Raw genomic sequence first — 21,226 nt, 5'->3', positions numbered from 1 at the left:
ATAAGTTTACATAATAACTGCATTTTATTTTATCAATTGCCTTGCAAATTTATCAAATCTAAATGATAATTATTATCGTTAAAAACAATTACGCTATGGTTAGCCAATTTTTTAAGCCACTTCTTCTCAAAAGGAATTTACTATGAGCATGGTCATCTCTCGTTATTTAAACTGTCGTGAAAACCGTTTACCTACTCTGCAATCACAACATCTATTTGCGCTGACTAAAGAGGTACGTATCGAGCATGAAGGCGAAGAGTATCGACTACGCCTAACTCGCAACAATCGCTTGATTCTAACCAAATAACGTCTATTTCAATATTATCTGTTTCAATACTTCTATAAAAAAACGCCTCATAATGAAGGCGTTTTTTTGTATGCTATCCAACTTAAAAATAATTTTAGAAGCTCTCTCAGCTGACATCAATTAAAAAGCAGTCGTCCTCTAAGTAAACAATTTAGAACTGCCAACTATAGACCACATCTACTGCATTTTCTGCTGCTGAGCTTGCTTCTACATAGATGCGGCGCGTCAATTGATAACGAACAGAAAGGCTGTTTTGCGCATTGAAAACACCCACGCCATAGCGAATGTACAAATCAGGGGTAACGTAACCTGTAACGTTGACATTGGTGTCCTCGCTACTACCTGAGGCATCGACTGTCAGACTTTGCAAGCCGAACGCTTGCCCGATTTGATTGGTCAGGCTACGAGTGCCACTCAGACCAAAGCTCAATCCAGCGGCGGCCAGATTATTGGTCACTTGCGATTTAAACCCTTGCTCACTGATTTGTGTCGCGCTCTTATTATCGATGCGACCTGTCACCAACGCGTTCATGGCTTGTTGCTGGGTCAGTCCTGCATTGTTAAAGACGATAATATTGGGGCTTTCAGTCGTCCCTTGGACACGCAGACCAACTGTTTTGCCATTAATCGTTTTTGCCGCTTCAATACTCAAGTTCGGTTTCATCACATCGCCATTGAAACGCACTTGACCATAATTAAGCTCTAGGCTTTGTCCAAAGGCATTGATATTGGTACGGCGTGAGACCTGTACAACACCTCTGGCACGCATGATACCTGTGCCATTCTGAGTCACATTAATCGCCCCTGCCAATGGAATGACTGCGCCAAAACCACGGAAGTTAATATCATCGCCTAAATCAACACCGATATCAGCATTGATTGACCAAGGTTTTGAGATAGCCAGTACTTCATCGATATTACCAATCAAACGACGATCTAGTACGACTGCATCTTCAGTCTGAGTGATGATATCTTCGCTGGCTTCAGGCGGACGAATGGTCGCAGACGGCACACTGATCGCCCCTTTTATATCAACATAACGATCGCCTGGGCGCACGATAATATCAATATCAGGGTCAATTTCAGCGACCAGTAATGGCGGCTGAGTAATGACTAGGCCTTCACCGACGATACTCAACTTGGCCTGCAGTTTTTGCTGCCAATTGACTGTCCCTGACAATTCGCCTTCACCTGTACCACTATTGAATGTGCCATCAATGGTCGCTTGTGTACCTCGGATTTTGGCTGCCGCATTTACTTTGGACAGATTTACTGGCAAATCAAGCATGGCTATACGGCCGTCAGAGAGTTTTACGTCGCCATAGAACTGCGGTTTGGTTAAGGTACCACCTAGACCACCCGCCATTGTGACGTTACCTCTTAGGACGCGCATACCGGGGAAGAATGGCTTAAATATCGCAAGATCAAGCTCGTTCAGCACCAGTGCACCAGAGATTGGTTTAGGGTCTTTATAAGGATCGACGATCACTTCAGCATAGCCACGCGCCCCGCGTCCAGTATTGATATCAGTACGCAGCTTGATGCCCTCAGGCACAGACAAAGCAATAAGAGAGACACGCTTGTATGGCAAGGTCATTGATGTGCTCTCACCATCTTGAACAAGGCCAATCTTGCCGTTGTCTGAATATAGCGTGGTATTGATAGTTGGCGGACGACCACGTTGCCATCCAACGATTGCTTTACCATTAATCTTACCATTCCAGTCAATATCTTCTGGCAAGAACACTGAGAATAACGACGTATCTAAATTCTGCAACGCTACATTGACTTCACCTTGGTCTGGTGATGCCACTAGTTTTTCTCGTAGACACAGCTTACCGGTTTGATCCGTGGCCTGCCAGCAGTGAGCGGCAAGCTGTACTTTTAGATCACGGTTCTCACCACCCTGATTGTAAGGTAAATTCACAATCAGCTGTGCAGGTTGCAATTGATTCAAAGTCGCATATTTAGATTTAATGCGGCCTTTTCCAATGACACCTGACCAGCTTAGCCTGTCTCGATCAAAACCACCTTTTAGCCTAGCGCCGACATCGAGTTGCTTATTGGCCACATTGAGATCGACCACATGAGATTTCTCTGTCCCATTAAAAGACGCTTTAACACTATCGAAACTCTGACCAGCAGCATCTAGGCCTTCAGCAGTTACAATTAGCTGGCTTGGGCTATTGGCTAAGTTGACCAGCTTGCCGCGTACACGGCCTTGACGCAATATAAAGCCAGGTAGCGCGAGTCGCTCACCGACCAAATCAATATAAATAGTAGGCAGTGCTTGTCCAGCTGGTTGAGACAGCGTGGCACCGCCAGTGACTTTACCAGCCAGTTGGCTAGACAGCTGATCTAGACTGGTGATATTAATTTTGGTTTGTAGCTGCTTGGCATTGCCGTTAGCCGTGACATAGTTGTCACCCCAACGTAGTACAAGGTTATTAGCATTTAAGCTATCAATCAAAGCATTCACTTGCTTATACTGTGCTTGGGCATCTTGGGTCTGAAGTTGTTTGAAGTAACTTGCTAAATCTTTAGGCAAACGCATCTTCGCTGATAGGCTGCCTTTGGCACTCAGTTGCTGACCTTTTAGCATGCCATTCAGATTAACTTGTTTAATATTAACAATCTGCTGCGTGTCACTCCAGCGGCCATCTGTATCAATCGTACCAGTAATAAGGCTTGGAGTATCTTTTAGAAAGTAGCCAATGTTAAAACGATCCATGACTGCGTTGATATCCCATGCAACGCCTTGACGCACATCAACGGTACCGCTGGCATCGATACTACCTGCCGCACCCACATGACGGAAACGATTGATACGGATCAGCTGACTGTCACCACTGGCTTCTATATTTAGCTTACCTGCTGGCAATTGCTCGGCATCCAATATGCCGTTGAAATTTACGGCAAAGCGCTGCAATGTGCCTGCGGTATTTTTGCTGCTCTTTGGTGCATTTTGCCATTCGCCACTGGTCTTTAGATCGCCTGTGATTATCGCTGGATTATTGGGTAAAAAATAACCCAAGTTGAACTGATCAAAACGACCATCTATATTCCAGCCGATATTTTTACGTAAGTCGATAACACCTTTTGCATCAACTGCGCCCGCTTCACCTTTATAGTTCAGCTTACGAATACTAATCAGCTTTGGCGTACCCGCAGCATCGATAGACAGACGGCCTTGTGGTACATCTGCTGTATCAATCCGACCATCAAAACGCGCATCAAATACTGACAGCTCACCACCTACGATATCAACACTGGCATCACCAGCACCTGTGATACCGATAGAACGATCTGCTTGCGTTGCATCGAGCTGCGCTTGCATATCGGTATCGTTTAAAGTAATTACATGACGCTGTCCGCTAACACCATTTTTGGTGATATTTAGCAGTCGGCCACGCGCACTTATACTACCTGTTAGGCGCTCAAGCGGTAAGTCGCTACGATATTTCTTAGGGAGTAGACCTTTGGTACTGGCATCAATCTGCCATGTCAGTGGACGCTGTTTGCTCGCTAACTGAATCTGTCCTGTGCCGGATAAGTCTCCTACTATGCCGTTATAATTAAGACGATTGATATCTATGACATCACCAGCCTTACGTATACGTAGATCATAGTTGCCTTTGGGGGCAGCATTTAGCTCATTGATAACGGCATTGGCATCGACTGATAGGGTTGAACCACGAACGATAACGTCCGCCTGCCCACTAGGACTGTCGATATTGCCAATATTGGGTACGTTACGGCGGGTCAAGTTTTTCCAGTTAGCATCAATATACCAAGGCGCGACCTGCTTAGATTTAGCAGAAGTTTTACCACGAACCATATTGGCATTGATATGCTCACCATCACGCTGACGCAAATCTGCATCAATCTGCGTGTTACCAGTGGCATTCTGCTGCTGATAACGCAGTGACAGTCTACCGTTAAGGGTTTGCGGCGCATAAGCTTTAAAGTCAGTATACTCAGCCGGAATAGCTTGGCGAATATCAAAATTGCTACCCGTCGCACGCACCGTGGCTTCAAAGCTGTCTTTCCAATCTAAAATACCTTGTAACGCCAAACGTCCCGCTGGCACGTCAGCATCTAGGCGATCTATACGTAGCTGACTATTGGCAATAACGGCGCGGCCTTGATAATGACCTGATGGAATGTCTTTGGCTGTCAATTCAGTATTGATACGCAATCGTATCTCAGAGATGACACCAGAAGCTGTGGCTGTACCGCTTTGTAGGCGAATGTTTTGACTATCAGCATAAGGGATAAGAATATCATCCCACTGTAGTTTTGCATCAAACGGCGCACCTGCATCCAGCCCCTGTACTACAAAGTCGCCTTTTACATCACTATCGTTATAACGACTACGTACTTTACCGACAGTACGTTTAAGCGTTCCCGTTGCAGAGATATTCAATGGGTCGATATAGGCTTTTTCAAGGGCGCTGACTTCCGCAATCGCACTCAAATCTAATGGATAGTCGCCCTGTAAGTAGATTTCTCCTTGTAAGGCACTAACTTTCACGATATCAGCATACTGCAAATTACCACGGCCAACGGTCACCGTACTACCTACCCACGTCAGATCACGCGCCGTAATATCTTGAATAACGATAGGATCTTTGGTTACTTGCTTATAGGTGATTTTCTTAATTCTTGCTTGATCAAAACGCAAGTTTACTGGCAATTTTAAAGTTTTATAATCAAATGGTTCACCAGTAGGCGGTTTTTTATTGATAATCTCTATGGTCTGAATGTCTGCATCACTTAAATGCACTTCTTTTGCAAATACTGCACGCCAGCCTATTTTGACGTAGGCCTTATCTACTAATATCTCAAGATCTTCAGTCGCTTCAATATCGATATCAGTAACCCAAATACCATCGCGCAAGTTACCGCGTCCGTATTTGAAATCAATACCTGTTTCAACACTGATTTTTTCTAATATAAACTTCGTACCAGCGTCAGTCCCTGCCGCATAAAAAAATATGGCAAACATAATCGCCAGTACGATAAGCACCAATACCAGCAGTTTGAGCAGAAATGACAACGGATACCAACGCCTAACGGCACGGGCATCACGCTGTGCTGGATCTTCATCTGGAGCATTATTAGGCGGGGTATTTTCTGTCAGCATGACACTCAACTACGTTAAAAAATGAAGACCAGCAATCGGTACGATAAGTGATGATTAGAACATTTGGAGCTACTAAACATTTGGAACTACTACATTAAGCGATTATAACGGTGAACCAATAAAGAAGTGTAGTCGTACTGGAATACTTTCCTCAGTCACGCCAGCTGCCACATCGACGCGCACCATTCCTACAGGCGATGCCCAGCGGATACCGACACCGACACCGACTTTTGTCTCAGTGTCAAAATCTTTGTCGTAGGCATTACCGACATCAGTGAAGAATGCGCCACGGAAACCTGGTTTAAATTCATAGTTATACTCAGCGCTACCGACCGCTAGCACCTGCCCGCCCGTCAGATAGCCTTTATCTAATGGTGACAAGCTCTCATAGTCATAACCGCGGATACTCTGATCGCCACCTGCAAAGAAACGCAACTTATAAGGCACATCGTAAAAATCATCCGCCCAGATATAACCGGCATTGGCACTACCTAATACCTGATGCTTTTTGTCTTCGCCAAAGCTATAGATACCACTAACGCCTGCGCGAATAATCGCCATATCGGTATCACTGAATGCGCTATCAGTGCCAGCCTCGATTGAGTAGTACTGGCGCATGCCCTGCGTTGGGTTGGTAGCATTGTCAGTATCTGTTTTATTCATACCGTAGCCAAATAGCAGCGCGCGCTGTTTCGGACTTGAAGAGGTAAAGCGGATAGGCAGATCATCTAGTGCTGCCCCATCAACCCCTGTCTCAAGCTCATCCAAGCGATAACGCACAGAGTAGCTGCGATTCCAGCCAGTGTCACTACGAATGTTACGTGCCAAAGCCGCTTTTAGCGTTGTGGTTGATAGATCAAAGTTGCCTTCACCTTGGTCAATCACTTCCTCTTCATAAGTAAGACGTGCATCTAGCTTATCATTGAGCGGGTGCTTCCATGGTCGACTGGCATACACAGCCACGTTTTTGCTGATTCTCGAAACTTCCGTTTCTGCACCTGCTTGATAGCCTTGGCGATTGAGCAAGTTGTAGTCTATTTTTGCGGTGGCGCGAACGCCAGTATCTGTACCATAACCCAGACCAACTTGAGCATCACGTGGTTTATCCGCGTATACAAACACATATAAAGGTACTTTTTTGCTTTCTGCAACGTCTTGCGGCGTTTTACGTCCTGCTAGCGTTGGTGGTACAAAGTTTTCGTCAGCGATCAGACTCTTCTCATCAGGGAATATCTTTTGTGCGACATTGCTGATTGAATCACTGATTTTGCCCAATAAATTATCGGCTTCCTGATCTTTTTCATCAAGCACGCGATCATTCGGCAAGCGGCTTAATCGTTCTGCTTTTTGTCTGATGGCTTGCAGCTTATCAAGGGTGGCTTCATCAGCCTCAAAATCAATAGCAGCGATATCCGCTTCATTGACCGTCTCGCCACTATTAGCACTCAGAGCACTATCGCTCTCTGCACCTATATCACTATTATCGTTAACCGTATCTTCTTTACTAGCCGTCACATTTAAGGCAGCTGCGCCATCATTGCTACTCAGATCTGCGACGCTATCATTGTCCACATTATTAATATCGTCATCTAATGTGTCGTTACCCTCGGTAGCAGCATTGTCAAACGCCAAGGTACCAGCTTCACTACTATCAGTTGGTGGTAGTATCGACTCGACGTTGACCGTATTAAAGTAACGAGTTGCCGATAAGTCATTACTAAACTTCGTGACTGCTGGACGATAAAACGGCTCGCCAGGCGTAAAGCCATAGAGCTGTTGTAACAATGAAAGCTCTACTGGTAACTTGTCAGGATCTTGGGTCAGCGTATTGGTTTCTTTGTCGTAAGTAAAAAACACCACATCGTCAAACTCGTAACGATCACCTGTGTTGTAAACCAACGAGACATCCGCTTTGTTATCAGGCAAGATGATATCAACAGATTTGTTCAGCCAGTACTGGTCGAAATAGCCATAGGTATTGCTCAAGGACTCTAAAGCCGCTTTACTGCTCTTATAGACACGGTGATTAAAAATATCACCTTCTTGCGGCGGCAAGTCTGCCTCAAGCGATGCAAACTCTTCTTGCTCACTGCCCTCACCGCGAATCTCAATAATACGGCTGTCTACCAGTACCGGCTCGCCTAGCTCTTCAATCACAACATTGACTGTATCGCGATCAGGCTGGGTCAAACGCAGCTCAACCTCATAGTAACCAACGGCTTTAGCAGCATTCTGTGCTGTTTCGCGCAAACGTGGCAATGCCGCAGTAAAGTCAATAACCGACTGAACGGAAGTATCATCCAGTGCTGCTTTGATGTTTTTCATTGGCTGAATGTCATTATCAGCTTCAACTAGCTGAGCCTTACCATTAGGAGAGTCTTCAGCAGATACTTGCTCTAGATAAATAGCGGTTTCTACATTTGGCAAAGCCACCACGCCACCGTCATTAAAAAAGCGATTGTAGAGACGCGTCACGATATTACCTCTATTGCGTGCGCGTGGCCGTGGTCTATTGGCTTGTTCGATACTTTGATCAACGGCCTGAGTATCATTCTGATAATCTGGTAGATAGTCATTAGGATTGATAATATCTGTCGTCGTACCTTCTACATTGGCAGGCACATTCGTACCAGCTATCACCTCATCACTACTATCATCAGTCGTCAGGCTATTTTCATTCTTAACAATAGCTTCATTGCTAACGACATCTTCATTGCTAACAGCGCCACTTACCTCGATCGGACGTGACATCCCTTCAGCTGCGCTCGCCTGTTCTTCCGTGGTTTCACTTCTACCCAACGTATCAAGATTGTTGGGTGCTGGCAAGTTTGTTGCATCTAGCTCTGTATCTAGACCAATTGGCGATGTTGTGTCATCTAACGTAGCGATTGGCGCATCAAAATCACTATCATTATTGCTAATATTGATACTGTCAATGTCTTGAGCATTCTGCGCATCCATTGCCGCTAGCTCACGATCGATCTGCTCAGGGGTCATCATTTGATAACCCTGCTGCTGAATCTCGGTTGCTTGTTGCAACAGGTCATCATTAGAAGCGATTGATTGAGCGTTATTTGGATTATATGAATTGCTTGGACTATCAGTGAAAGTTTCTAGATTTTGAGTGTTGTTGTTTTGAGAAGATAAGTTTTGAGCATTGGCATTTTGCGTGGACGAGTTTTTAGATCCTGACTTTGTCGAGTTAGGTTTCTTAATGCCCAAGCTCTGTTCGCTATAGTCGTCCAATATTGACTGATCGATGATGCCTTGTTCTACTGCTTTTTTCAGACGTAGCGCATCTAGAGCCATATCTAGCTGAGTATCGTCATCGGACAATATAGCTGACTGCTTGATAGACGCCTGATCATTCGCACTTTGACTATTGTTAGTCTGGTTACTAAGCGTTTGATTGCTAAGCGTTTGATTACTAGCAGATAAGTTGGTGATAGCCGTATTGTTTGCATTATTAATGGTATCTGCCATTGCCGCAGATGCCATACCGAACAAACTGGTCGCAAGCGCAGTGCACAATGCCGAACGTCTGAAATTTTTACGCGGCGTTGCTGGATATGTACTTGGATTATTATTATCGTTTTGAATTATGGCTGTGTCACGCTGCATCATGAGACCCTTGAATGCTCGAGTTGAAGGCTGCTTTATCATCTTTACGTCCTATCAGCTCACGCGGCACAATCTTATCAACGATAACGATCGTCAAGTCTGACCGGTGAATAAACTTATAGCAGTTATCTGGAATTAATGGTTTACTACTTTAATTTTATGACTGGTTATCTATAGTGTCGGCTTTAGCAATGTATGTCTACTGCCTTGTAGGTCTACTAGCTTAGAGAAGGCTACTAGCTTATAGATAGCATTAATGGGTAGTAGCCTTTGTTTTCACTACTATTTATACCCTAAAACGCAATCACATAAAATTTATAAATCATAACTTAGTTAAATATCGAATCATAGCATTGACTGCATGTATTTTCACCGAAGCCTTGCTATTATACGGCTTAATATTGATAAAACCTATGCTATATCTTGATATAGTTTTTAATAAAATTGACGATTATTATCATAAAAAAATTGTCGTTCAGCGCCGCTATTTTCTCTATCAGTCGCGATTTATCTGTAGGAATGTCCATGTCCAACCAGTTTCAGTTATTCAAGCGCCGTCGTTTTAGCGCTATGTTTTTCACCCAGTTTTTGGGCGCATTCAATGACAATATTTTTAAGCAGGCGCTCATATTGGTGCTTACTTATACTGCCGCCAGTAAATTGGGTGTAGAGGTCAGCATCCTTAATAACTTGGCCGCTATGTTATTCATCCTACCCTACTTTTTGTTTTCTGCTTTGGCAGGACAGATTGCTGATAAATATGAAAAATCAAAGCTCACGCAGTTTATCAAACTCCTTGAGCTGGTCATCATGGCAGTTGCCGCAGTCGGCTTTGTCTTTGAATGGTATGCGCTACTGTTTGTCGCGTTGTTTTTGATGGGTACACATTCAACTTTCTTTGGACCGATTAAATACGCTTATTTGCCACAAGCGATGAAAGAAGATGAGTTGGTCGGCGCCAACGGCCTTTTTCAGATGGGTACTTCGCTGGCTATTTTGGTCGGGATGATTGTCGCTGGTATTTTGACTCAGCTATCGCAGTCACTGTATTGGATTAGTGCCACGGTGTTGATTGTCGCTGTTTTGGGATATTTAGCTGCACGATATATTCCTAATATGCCAGCGATGCAGCCTGACCTGAAGATTAACTGGAATATTATTACAACCAGCTTAGCCACGGTTCGTTACTTATACTCTTTGCCTTTTTTGTTCTTTATCATTCTTGGTAACAGCTGGTTTTGGTTTTATGGGGCGACGTTTTTGACCCAAGTGCCAGAGTTCAGCAAGGTGATTTTGCTTGGTGATGAGTCAGTCGTTATTTTCTTACTCACATTGTTTTCTGTTGGCGTGTCAATCGGTTCGGTGCTGTGCAAAACATTGACCAAAAACAAAGTCAGCTTGCGTCTATTGCCTTTTGGTATTGCTGGATTAAGTATCTTTGCTATTGATTTGTATTTTTCACTTTCAGGTTTAGATATAAATGTGAATAATGACACATTACTTGGCATCGGTGATTTGTTTAATATAAGTGGTAGCTGGCGTGTCTTCGCGGATTTATTCTTATTAGGTTTCAGCGGTGGTTTGTACATCGTACCGCTATATGCTTCTATGCAAGCCTACGCACCTAAGAGTCATCGAGCACGTATTGTTGGCGCGAATAATATTTTTAACGCGATATTTATGGTTACCTCAGCGATTTTTGCAATTGTTATCTTAAATGTTTTAGGATTTACGCTACCGCAGCTATTTTTGGTGACAGGGCTATTGAATATAGTGTTTGGTGCATTTTTATACATCAAACTCAATAAACATATTAAGCATGCCGTTATCCAAACCAACGATGGTATAGCGCCGTAAATACGGTTAACGCCTTAAATAAGTTTGGTTCCATAGATACAGTCTAATGTTACGTTTATGACTTCGTCATTATGATAGCTATAGTAGTTTGCCCACTATCTATAGATTATTTATGAGCTATCTAGACAATAATATTCGAGCCGATAATTTGGATTGTTTGTTATAGTAATACGCATCATGCCGTTGCGTTTAAACGGTAATACATTTTATTTTATTGACAGTTTTTAACACCATCAGGAGTGAGTTATGACCCTGCGTCCTTTATCTAAAATTGACCAGTTGTTACTTGGGGTCGATAAGGCATTACGAGCTGTCGTGCCACATTCCAATCCAAGCACGCGGCCGTTGCCCGTCAGTAGCGATGAGATTCCTGAGCTGACCATCACAGAGGCGCGGCACGTCTCAGGTCTTATGCGTATCAATCATACCGGTGAAGTATGTGCGCAAGGTCTATACCATGGCCAAGCGTTTGCCGCAAAAGATAGTGGTGTCAAACAAGCCATGCAACAATCGGCCGAAGAAGAAGTCGATCATTTGGTCTGGTGCGAGACTCGTCTAAGCGAACTTGGTAGCCATGCTAGCGTATTTACGCCGCTTTGGTACGGTATGTCTTTTGGACTCGGTGCAGTCGCAGGCGCGATCTCAAACGAGTTTAGTCTAGGGTTTGTAGCGGAGACAGAAGCTCAGGTCAGCGAGCATCTACAGGATCATATCAAGCAATTACCTGAACATGATCAGCGCTCAAAAGAAATACTGGCACAAATGGATAAAGAGGAGCTGCACCATCGTGAGCTAGCACTTGCAAGTGGCGGCGCTGCCCTGTCTCCCCCAGTACGTCGGACCATGCGATGGATGGCAAATCGCATGAAAGATACCGCTTATCATTTATAGCTTATGGTTACAGGTACTGTGGTTAGTTGCTGTTGTCGACTTTCTTACTCATCAACGTCTGCACAGATTTACGTAAGTTTGCTTAATTCTAGCGATTAACAATCCTACCACAGATAGCGTAAAGCTTAATTTGCTACGGTATTAAAAATTTGTACGATTTTGCAGCAATGCGCTATTTATATTACCGTCCAATCAATGAATAACAACCAAATAAATTAAACAAGGTAACGATTTTTATGAAAGCGATTCTCTCTAGTAGCCACTCTATTAAGTCACCGAAGTTTGCAAAGTTGACCGTCATGGCTGCAACCTGTGCCATGCTGTTATCTGCACCTGTAAACGCTGCAGAAACTGACGCCACTGCAACGGCTGTACCTAGTGCAATGGATTCAAGCAAACGTGTGATTCGTCTTGCTCGTCCTAATGCAGCTATCAGTCCTGCTCAAGCCAATGCCGCTCAAACAAGCTTGCCAGCAACACCTGCGAGCAACAGCCAGCCGACTAATGCGCAAACAACTAACATGCAACTAAGCGGCACTCTGCAAAACAACGCATCTGTTAGCACTGCTCAACCTCAAACACCACAAATGATGTCGCCTGCTGCTGCACCTGTCATGAACGGCACTACTCGTGTCTATGAGCCTGGTCCAATGACAGCTACCGGTATCGACTTGCGTAGCGGACAACTTCCGAATATTCCTACACCGCAGGTACAGCTCTCAGACATGAGCTTTGTCAAAACCGTACTAATTCCACAACAAAAAGGGCTAGGTACTGATAAGCTTGATGTCAGTTTATTAGATGACTTCATCGCTGACGTGTCCCCTAACGCGCGTCACTATCCACCAAACTTCCCTAACCGCTCACAGCGCCATTACACGCGTGAAAAAATCAAAGTATTGGCTGATTGGATCGAGCCATATGCCAAGTCGCCAGACGCGTCTTTTGATGTATTGCTTCGTGCCGCTAAGCTAAACGGTATGGGTCGTAATCTAGATTTGGGTTCAGACTACACGGTACGTGGTGGTCAGTATGTCGATCGCGCTATCAAACTGCAACCTGATAGTGGTGAGGCTAACTTCTTATACGGTATGATGCTATCAGAAGGTGGCGGTTTTAAAGAAGGTCAAAAGTATCTAGATCGTGCGGTCGCTTTAGGGTACACCGAAGCAGAACAAAGCTTGGCACAGTCAGATCTACTTAGTGACCGCCGTGCTAATGCGTTAGAGCGCCTACGTCGTCTTGAAGGGCAATACCCTAACAATACTGTTATTCCTCAACAAATCAAACTCGTTGAAGAAGGCAAATTCTATATTTGGGATATTCCTGCCCCTGACATCAGTGTAAAACCAGGTGCTTAGAAATTTTATACTTGTTGAGATTAGCTATTGAGGGTTTGATTCATAAGATATTTGTTTAATAAAACCTTCACTAGGTCAAATCTCTAATAAATAATCTAAATCCAAGCTTTAAATACCAAGCGCTTTTGTTTTATATCTATAAGACAAAAGCGCTTTTTTTCGACTAGTAGAAACACTTTCGTTTTAAAACATGCTTTTGTAGAACTGCAAATGAATAGTCTAATGCCAAAAGTTGCGCTACACTCATTATCAATTGCTACTTTCATTATTGATACTCTCATAACCACCGTTTATTGGACTGACTTATGACTTTCGCTGGCTTTAGCAAACAGACAGTAATGCATATTAATAAAAAAACCCTGCCCATTACGTCACTTATGCTTTTGGCGGCAGCAGTATTGCTACCAGCGTGTAGTACAGTGACGGTCGATAAACAAGCCTCGGCCAAGACCATCTCAGCGCAGCGCGGCAATATCGTCACTGACAATGCGCTAAGTAGCGACACAACATCTGCTTTGCTATCAGCAGGACTGAATGAGCAAGCCTGTATGCAGCAATTTGACTTATGCTTGACTCAGCTCTCTGATAGTATGCTTAACAGGCACTATCGGCCTGCCTTAGCTATTTTTGCAGAACTGCACTATGCAAAAGCGCGTCAACTATCTGATTCAAAAAACTGTCGTAATGCGCTTGCACGCCCGCCACTTGATCCGTATTACGCCAATGCGCCTTTAAGTAATGAGGATTCAAAAACACAGCAAGAAGAGACTGACCTGTGTTTGACCGATTATCAAGCAAGGTTATTTGATGCCGTCAAATACAGCTACACCTATCTGTTTTATGACAGTCTGACCCATGACTTTGAAGGTGCAGAGCAAAATAGCAATAGCCATCGTGCGCAAAACCGTATTCCGAATGACAATGATATCCAAACCCAAGATATTTATAACGCTGCTAGCAATGACGTTATTACTCAAATTTATCAATCGACTGAAAACGCCAATAAATTGATGGGTGATACGACGGTAGAGTATTTGCCAATAACCTCTACCAAGCGTGACAACACGGATGAAGCAGCGATTGCCAATCGACCTCCACTAAAGGGCAAAGCGACAGACCAAGTCAAAGTCATGAAAGTGACAGTAGATAACTATAACCTTGATATTTATTTGCCCAACGAAAACAACTATCTGCAAAACGCTCATAAACAAACTTCCGCTTTGGCAGACTTATCATCCACTTATGAACTGCGACTCTCCGGTCTCAATTCCGTGAGTAAGCGCCCTGGTTTGGGCATCAGTTTGGTGGCGTCATTGGATGATCGCTACACCACCACAATCCGTCAGTTACTGGTCGCCTCCTTATCTGGTCGACTAACAAATGAAGATAAAAACACCGACGACAGCGAGCCAAGCTCTCGTATTTATCCGACTGGACACCTGTTATTAACGGGTCTGATTAAGCCAGACGGCGATAGCGTATTAGACTCACTGAGCAGTCGTAAGCTTGATATTAATTTATACAATCCGTACCAAACCGAATCCGTCAATATCCTCAATGATGACTACCCACTGGCAGCCAATTTTTCCGCGGGATATGGCTTATGGTTATCAGAAAACCAGTTAGATGGTGTGGGTTATTTAAACTTGATTACACGCCAGCCAGATGCTCAGCTGCCCAAACTCTTCATGCTTGAGCCTTATGATACTGATAAACGCGTGTTGATTATGTTGCACGGGCTAGCCTCTAGTCCGGCCACTTGGGTCAATCTAACCAACGATATTCTTAATGATGACAAGCTGCGTGATAATTACCAAGTTTGGCAAATATTCTATCCAACCAATCTGCCTATTTTAGAAAATCGTTATCAGATTCAGCAGTTAATCAACAGCACCTACCAGCAGACTGATCCCAATGGACAAAATCGTGCCAGTCGAAATAGTGTGATTATCAGTCATAGTATGGGTGCCATTATCGCTCGCATGATGCTTTCTGATGAAAATTTAGTCGATGATTTAGATAAGCTCAATGATAAAGATATCCTCTCTAGCAATGAGAAACAGCAAATCCGTAACGCGATTAAGACTTCTTTTGGCGAAGATGAGTTAAAGGAACGATTTGAGCTACAGGCGTTGCCGCAAGTAGACACTGCTGTTTTTCTATCTGCACCTTTCCGTGGTACCGATTATGCAGATCGTTGGTTCACCCGTGCACTACGCCGCATCGTTTACTTACCTGTAGGTCTGGTCAAAACATTCACTGATAACTTAGCGACCATTGCAACACAAGGCGACTTGGCGCAAAACCCACTGGGCGCGTTATATTTGCAGAACGGTGCCAGCCAGTTAAGTGATAAGTCTTCTTTTATAGAGTTAACCAAAGACATCACTATTAATGAGCGGATCACTTACCATTCAATCATAGCCAACAATGATGCCGATATCACTAAAGGACTGGCACAAACGCAACCAAACGGTGCCAAGATCGATTTGTCTCAAGCGGTAGAAGACAATTCTGGAAATGAAACGGGGAGCGTTGATGTCAGCGATAATACTGAGACATCACAGCTACCACCCGAGCCGCTTGTTGCCGCTGTGACAGTCAATGATGATATCAGTCAAGCACTGACCGAGCGTTTGTCAGATGGTATCGTTCCTTATAATAGTGCCCATCTCGATGGTGCTGCGTCTGAAACCATTATCAATGGCGGTCATAGTATCCAGACCAATCCGCAGACCATTTTGACATTGCGAAGAATTTTGCATAAGCAGCTACAAGAATGATGTAGATTTTTGTTATTTCACAAGGTTTTTGACGTATAAATCGTAACCTTCAAATATTAGTTATAGGTTTCAAATAAGCAGTATGTTCACGCATACTGCTTTGTTTTTAATAATATTAATTTTATTTTTCAATGTTTGAATTATGTTATTTTGATGACTCTTAGGTCTGCAACAGACAGACTGGGTTGCTTGCGTGTATATCTAGGTGAGCGCATAATATATCTATAGCACATGACAGTAATATGTAAATTTATAAGGACATAAATTATTCAATTCAGCTAAACAGTGAGTCGCAAACTTAGCCACAATTTATGTCTAATGGAGCTAAGTCCACGTCACTGAGCTATTGCCCGTAATGCTTGCCACTTTGATCGATGGATAGTTACGGACAGTTACTTGAGCGTTGTATGGAAGTCAGCGCTATTCAGCTAACAGATGAGAGTAACCGTTTATGTTCGCTACATTTATGATTGACCAGCTCGATGCGCTGATGCTTGCGCGTATCCAATTCGCTTTTGTTATCTCGTTCCATATCGTCTTTCCTGCCTTTTCTATCGGACTTGCCAGCTGGCTTGCGGTGCTTGAATTCCGCTGGTTGAGAACTGGTGAACCTATCTATGCTGAAGTCTACAAGCATTGGGTCAAAATATTTGCTGTCGTCTTTGGTTTAGGCGTGGTATCAGGCGTGGTAATGTCCTACCAGTTCGGTACTAACTGGGCTGTATTCTCTGATAAAGCTGGTAACGTTCTAGGCCCATTACTCGCCTATGAGGTATTGACAGCGTTCTTCTTAGAGGCGTCCTTCTTAGGTATTATGCTATTTGGGTGGGGCCGCGTCAGCAAACGCATGCATTTTACCGCCACTGCCATTGTTGCCATTGGTACACTGATATCAGCTACTTGGATTTTGTCGGCTAACAGTTTTATGCAAACCCCTCAAGGTTTTATGGTGGGTGCAGACGGCCTACTTTATCCGACCAACTGGCTTGAGATTATATTCAATCCCTCATTCCCTTACCGTTTCGCACATATGGTGACGGCGGCGTTCTTAACCACTGCCTTTGTCATTGGCGGTATCGGTGCCTACTATATCCAGTCCAAAAAACACGCCGAGCACCGTCAGCATGGTCGTGTCATGCTAGGTATGGCAATGATTATGGCCATCTTCGTTGCGCCTGCGCAGGTATTGATTGGTGATGAGCATGGTCTAAATACCCTTGAGCATCAACCTGCTAAAGTAGCTGCGATGGAAGGGCTCTGGGAAGATGAGCGCGGTGCCGCACTACGTCTCTTTGCGATTCCTGACCAAGAAAATCAGACCAATAAGTACGAAGTAAAAATTCCTTATGTGACTGGTTTAATCTTAACCCATTCGTTAGATGGTGAAGTTAAGGGGCTTAAAAACTGGGCGCCTGAAGATCAACCACCCGTCATTATCGTGTTTTGGGCGTTTCGTATCATGGTTGGTATTGGCATGCTTATGGTACTGGTCGGCCTATTCAGTCTATACAAATACTTCAAAAAACAGCAGTTCAATACTGACAGTGTATGGTTCCACCGTGCTTGGATGATGATGACTCCGCTTGGTTTTATCGCCTTATTATCAGGTTGGTTCGTAACCGAAACAGGACGTCAGCCCTGGACGGTTTATGGGGTGATTCGTACTGCTGAAAGTATGTCACCGCTTGCAGCACAGCAAGTAGCGACAACATTGATTGGCTTTATCGTGCTGTACATATTTGTCTTTGGTGCAGGCAGTTTTTATATCTTGCGCTTGATTGCTCAAGGGCCGAAACCTTATACAGACCCTGCAGAAGATAACTTCTACGAGCACTCAGTGACTGAGAGCCAAGGCCGCGCATTAAGTGGTGATAGTAATCCTGCCAAAGGTACTGAAGAAGGCTTAGATGAGCCTGCAAATGATGTCGATGATGGAGGATTACGCTAATGTTTAACTTCGGTGATGTATTAGATTTACCTCTTATTTGGGGCGGTTTGATTGCTTTGTCTGTCTTTGTCTATGTACTGCTTGATGGCTTTGATTTGGGCTGCGGTATTTTGTTCCCTTTTGCAGGCTCAGATAAAAACCGTAGCCGCATGATGAACTCTATCGCGCCATTTTGGGACGGTAATGAGACGTGGCTAGTGCTAGGTGGTGGTGGTTTATTCGCAGCATTCCCTGTTGCTTATGGCATCATTATGACAGGTCTGTATTTACCGGTGACTGCCATGCTGTTCGGTCTTATCATGCGCGGTGTGGCGTTTGAGTTTCGCTTTAAATCCTCTTCACGTCGACATGTATGGGATACCTTTTTCTTTGTCGGTTCAGTCGTTGCCACTTTCTCTCAAGGCATTATGCTTGGGGCGTTAGTGCAAGGTTTAGAAGCCAGTAATCGTCTATATACTGGTGGCCCATTTGATTGGCTCACGCCCTTCTCGATTGTGTGCGGATTTGCCATGATTATCGGCTATGCCTTACTTGGTTCAACGTGGCTTATCATAAAAACAGAGCACACATTACAAGTATGGGCGCGCCAAGTTTCTAAATGGATGCTTACTGCATTACTAGTGGCGATGGTTGTGGTCACAGCATTTATGTATTTCTCAGACATTGACGCGTTAGAGGGATGGTTTAGTTTCCCAGATTTATTATACCTTGCTCCTATGCCTATCATTGTCATGCTTTTATTCTTTATCATGCGTAAAGACTTAAAAACTGAGCGTGAGTATCGTCCATTTTTACTAACGGTGGCTCTATTTTTAATGGGTTACATTGGGGTTTGTTTCGCCCTATTCCCTTATATCGTACCGTATCAAATGACGATTTATGAAGCTGCTGCTGCCGATACTTCGTTATCATTCATGCTGATTGGCGCCTGTATCATGTTGCCGATTATCTTGAGCTATACGGCATTTGCTTACTACACCTTCAAAGGTAAATCTGATCACAATCCGATGTATTAGTCGCTAATCGCGGCGGGCAACGGATCAGCTAAAAAGGATGGCTATCATCGTTTATAGATGGTAGTCACACTTCAAACGCTAATCAGGAGATCTCTATGAAAAAGTTCAGTAAAAAACAATCGCAATGGGCATGGTTCGTGGGTCTATATTTGGCAGGGTTTTTAGTGGTGTTTACCATTGCTCAGCTAATTAAACTAGCCATGGGTGTTTAGCGTAATCGCCTAATCATACGATTGAGTGCTAGTTAGTTAGCTAATGAATAGCTTGCTAGATGTTAAATTTGCATTTCTATCTTGCCAATATACCTTTTAGACATGTCGTAAAAAATAACTCTATATGCATAAAAAAAGCAGCGTTGAATAATCAACGCTGCTTTTTATTTATCTTAAATTTATCAGTTTGGTTTACCTGCATGCTCGATATCATTCTGTTCGATAAACTCATTAACCTGTGTTAGACGCTCAGGTGTCCCCACGTCTATCCAATTATCTGTCGTCACTTCAGCAGTAATCTGAAACTTTATCATTGCTTGCTTTAGTAGTGGTGCCAATGCAGCAGGCTGTCCTGATACCAGCCCCTCTACCAATTTTGGTGACATTACGCTAATACCAGCGAAGGTATACTTATCTGCATCGCCCACCGGCTGCTCACTAGCAAGACCGTTATTGATGGCGAAATCACCACCATTATTGTGCTCTGGATTATCAATCAATAACAAGTGCGCGCGCTGATCCGCTCCCAATGTATAGTCTGTTAATTGAGAGAAGTCATAGGTAGTCCAGACATCAGAATTGACCAGAATGAACGGCTCATCCTTTAGCTTACCTGATTGTAATGCTTGAAAAATGCCGCCTGCGGTCTCAAGTGGTTCATCGTCTTCTATTGACCAATGCAGTTTTACGCCATACTGTGAACCGTCACCTAAGGCGTCCATTAGTTTATCTGCCAACCATGATGCATTGACCGTGATATCGGTAATGCCTGCTGCTTTTAGTGCTTTAATATGCCATACAATAAGCGGTTGACCTGCGACTTCAACCAAAGGCTTGGGCGTCTCAAGCGTTAATGGACGTAGGCGTGTGCCCTTGCCCGCTGCCAAAATCATGGCTTGTGTAATCGTAGAGGTAGACATCTGCGCTCCTATCTTTATTATTTAAATTAATTTAGCTGAGCGTCATCTACGCTGAAGCAAACTTCTCTTTATAAGCAGGTAGCACTGCCTCTTGTAGCCATTGATTAAACGATATAACTGATTGCTTTAGTTCATCATTGCCATGTTCGGCAAGACAGTTTAATTCAATAATCAAATCACGCATGACTTTAGGAATATCCGCCAAATAGCGGTCTTTGCCATCGCGCTCGGACAAACGAATAAAAATCCCTAATACCTTTAGGTGACGTTGTACGCCTATGACATTTACATCGTTTTCAAACTGCACCGCGCTGTCAGCAGTGGTTAGTGCTTTTTGTTTTTGTAGCTGCCAAAAATCATTAATCCATGCAGATATTTGGCTCTCTGACCACTCAACATAAGCATCGCGGACTAACGACACTAAATCATAAGCATACGAACCAATGACGGCATCTTGAAAATCAATCACGCCCAACTTTGATTGATCTGCTTGATCTTGCATAAGGTTGCGGCTGTGATAATCACGATGGACCACCACTTGTGGCTGTCGCAAAATCTCATTCATTAACGCTGTTTTTAGGTTTCCCCAAACCTGCTCATTTAGCGCGACACCAATATAAGGCATAAACCATTCGCTAAATAAATCCATCTCGCGGTCTAATAGTGCTGTGTCATAATCTGGCAGCTGGTGTTGCGACTTTGCCGTTTCTACTGGTACCGTTTGGAGCGCGACTAATGTCTGCATTGCTAGCTGATAGTAGTCATTGATTTGGTCTGCGGTTGCATCGATAAGCAAATGGGCAAATTCTACTGTGCCAAAATCTTGTAATACCAAAAATCCTTTTTCTACATTTTGTGCAGTCAGAGTCGGCACGTTGACAGCAGGTGCCATCAGCTTAGCGACATTGATAAACTGCAGCATCGCATCTTGCTCGTCAGCAGAGTCCATGACGATATAATGCTTGTTGGCGCTTTTGTCTGTCTCTGATAGTTCGATACGATGATATCGGCGGGCACTAGCGTCACCAGGTAAGCTATCTAGACTAAATGTTTGATCTAAAAATACTTGCTGTAACCATTGTTCTAATTGCTGTTGGCGGTTGTTATTTTCATCGATCATATCAGTCTCTAAAGTCATTTTGTCAGTCATATTAGGCATCGCTG

The 21,226-nt window shown here is 43.8% G+C and carries 12 protein-coding genes; 8 read left to right on the top strand and 4 right to left on the bottom strand.

The annotated features are described in order from the left end of the window. Window positions 1-142: 142 nt before the first annotated feature. Window positions 143-307 (top strand): hemin uptake protein HemP, encoded by a 165-nt coding sequence (locus HCZ91_RS06410; protein ID WP_010200173.1) that lies wholly within the window; start codon window positions 143-145, stop codon window positions 305-307. A gap of 151 nt (window positions 308-458) precedes the next feature. Here HCZ91_RS06410 and HCZ91_RS06405 read toward each other — a convergent pair whose 3' ends face one another. Continuing rightward, on the bottom strand, window positions 459-5,453 hold the full coding sequence (locus HCZ91_RS06405) for a translocation/assembly module TamB domain-containing protein (protein ID WP_179798724.1): 4,995 nt from the start codon (window positions 5,451-5,453) through the stop codon (window positions 459-461). Window positions 5,454-5,555: 102 nt separating this feature from the next. Then, window positions 5,556-9,116, bottom strand: a complete 3,561-nt coding sequence (locus tag HCZ91_RS06400; protein WP_179798723.1) for a BamA/TamA family outer membrane protein — start codon at window positions 9,114-9,116, stop codon at window positions 5,556-5,558. 483 nt (window positions 9,117-9,599) lie between these two features. Here HCZ91_RS06400 and HCZ91_RS06395 point away from each other — a divergent pair, with 483 nt between their 5' ends. The 7 genes from HCZ91_RS06395 (at window position 9,600) to HCZ91_RS06365 (ending at window position 19,142) form a co-directional block, all read left to right on the top strand. Then, the gene (locus HCZ91_RS06395) at window positions 9,600-10,931 is read left to right on the top strand and encodes an MFS transporter (RefSeq protein WP_179798722.1); all 1,332 of its coding nucleotides are present in this window, start codon (window positions 9,600-9,602) and stop codon (window positions 10,929-10,931) included. A 252-nt stretch (window positions 10,932-11,183) separates the two neighbouring features. Beyond that, a complete protein-coding gene (coq7, locus tag HCZ91_RS06390) occupies window positions 11,184-11,822 on the top strand; it encodes a 2-polyprenyl-3-methyl-6-methoxy-1,4-benzoquinone monooxygenase (protein ID WP_201571247.1) in 639 nt (212 codons plus the stop codon). A 236-nt stretch (window positions 11,823-12,058) separates the two neighbouring features. Further along, window positions 12,059-13,183 (top strand): hypothetical protein, encoded by a 1,125-nt coding sequence (locus tag HCZ91_RS06385; RefSeq protein ID WP_179798721.1) that lies wholly within the window; start codon window positions 12,059-12,061, stop codon window positions 13,181-13,183. Between the two features lie 305 nt (window positions 13,184-13,488). Beyond that, window positions 13,489-15,966 carry an alpha/beta hydrolase gene (locus tag HCZ91_RS06380; RefSeq protein WP_257019990.1) on the top strand — a complete coding sequence of 826 codons (2,478 nt, stop codon included), beginning with the start codon at window positions 13,489-13,491 and terminating at the stop codon, window positions 15,964-15,966. 466 nt (window positions 15,967-16,432) lie between these two features. Then, window positions 16,433-17,914: a cytochrome ubiquinol oxidase subunit I gene (locus HCZ91_RS06375; protein ID WP_218870075.1), complete on the top strand. Its 1,482-nt coding sequence runs from the start codon at window positions 16,433-16,435 to the stop codon at window positions 17,912-17,914. After that, on the top strand, window positions 17,914-18,930 hold the full coding sequence (cydB, locus tag HCZ91_RS06370) for a cytochrome d ubiquinol oxidase subunit II (protein WP_114700807.1): 1,017 nt from the start codon (window positions 17,914-17,916) through the stop codon (window positions 18,928-18,930). The genes HCZ91_RS06375 and cydB overlap by 1 nt, the downstream gene beginning before the upstream one ends. Window positions 18,931-19,025: 95 nt before the next feature. Continuing rightward, window positions 19,026-19,142: a DUF2474 domain-containing protein gene (locus tag HCZ91_RS06365; protein ID WP_101206161.1), complete on the top strand. Its 117-nt coding sequence runs from the start codon at window positions 19,026-19,028 to the stop codon at window positions 19,140-19,142. 182 nt (window positions 19,143-19,324) lie between these two features. Here HCZ91_RS06365 and murU read toward each other — a convergent pair whose 3' ends face one another. Both murU and HCZ91_RS06355 read right to left on the bottom strand, forming a co-directional pair. Continuing rightward, window positions 19,325-20,062 carry an N-acetylmuramate alpha-1-phosphate uridylyltransferase MurU gene (murU, locus tag HCZ91_RS06360; RefSeq protein ID WP_179798719.1) on the bottom strand — a complete coding sequence of 246 codons (738 nt, stop codon included), beginning with the start codon at window positions 20,060-20,062 and terminating at the stop codon, window positions 19,325-19,327. A 46-nt stretch (window positions 20,063-20,108) separates the two neighbouring features. Continuing rightward, entirely contained in the window at window positions 20,109-21,212 is a 1,104-nt protein-coding gene (locus HCZ91_RS06355) for a phosphotransferase (protein ID WP_179798718.1), read from the bottom strand. Window positions 21,213-21,226 lie beyond the last annotated feature (14 nt).

Source organism: Psychrobacter sp. BI730, assembly GCF_013414195.1.
GTDB lineage: Bacteria > Pseudomonadota > Gammaproteobacteria > Pseudomonadales > Moraxellaceae > Psychrobacter.
Note: the sequence above shows the minus strand (reverse complement) of the source record. Positions and strands in the feature narration are given on the sequence as shown.

What these genes read in the sequence shown, in the direction of transcription:
- HCZ91_RS06400 (WP_179798723.1), bottom strand. Translation starts at nt 9,116, where the DNA reads ATGATAAAGCAGCCTTCAACTCGAGCATTCAAGGGTCTCATGATGCAG.
- murU (WP_179798719.1), bottom strand. Translation starts at nt 20,062, where the DNA reads ATGTCTACCTCTACGATTACACAAGCCATGATTTTGGCAGCGGGCAAG.
- HCZ91_RS06375 (WP_218870075.1), top strand. Translation starts at nt 16,433, where the DNA reads ATGATTGACCAGCTCGATGCGCTGATGCTTGCGCGTATCCAATTCGCT.
- HCZ91_RS06405 (WP_179798724.1), bottom strand. Translation starts at nt 5,453, where the DNA reads ATGCTGACAGAAAATACCCCGCCTAATAATGCTCCAGATGAAGATCCA.
- HCZ91_RS06410 (WP_010200173.1), top strand. Translation starts at nt 143, where the DNA reads ATGAGCATGGTCATCTCTCGTTATTTAAACTGTCGTGAAAACCGTTTA.
- HCZ91_RS06365 (WP_101206161.1), top strand. Translation starts at nt 19,026, where the DNA reads ATGAAAAAGTTCAGTAAAAAACAATCGCAATGGGCATGGTTCGTGGGT.
- HCZ91_RS06380 (WP_257019990.1), top strand. Translation starts at nt 13,489, where the DNA reads ATGACTTTCGCTGGCTTTAGCAAACAGACAGTAATGCATATTAATAAA.
- HCZ91_RS06355 (WP_179798718.1), bottom strand. Translation starts at nt 21,212, where the DNA reads ATGACTGACAAAATGACTTTAGAGACTGATATGATCGATGAAAATAAC.
- cydB (WP_114700807.1), top strand. Translation starts at nt 17,914, where the DNA reads ATGTTTAACTTCGGTGATGTATTAGATTTACCTCTTATTTGGGGCGGT.
- HCZ91_RS06385 (WP_179798721.1), top strand. Translation starts at nt 12,059, where the DNA reads ATGAAAGCGATTCTCTCTAGTAGCCACTCTATTAAGTCACCGAAGTTT.
- HCZ91_RS06395 (WP_179798722.1), top strand. Translation starts at nt 9,600, where the DNA reads ATGTCCAACCAGTTTCAGTTATTCAAGCGCCGTCGTTTTAGCGCTATG.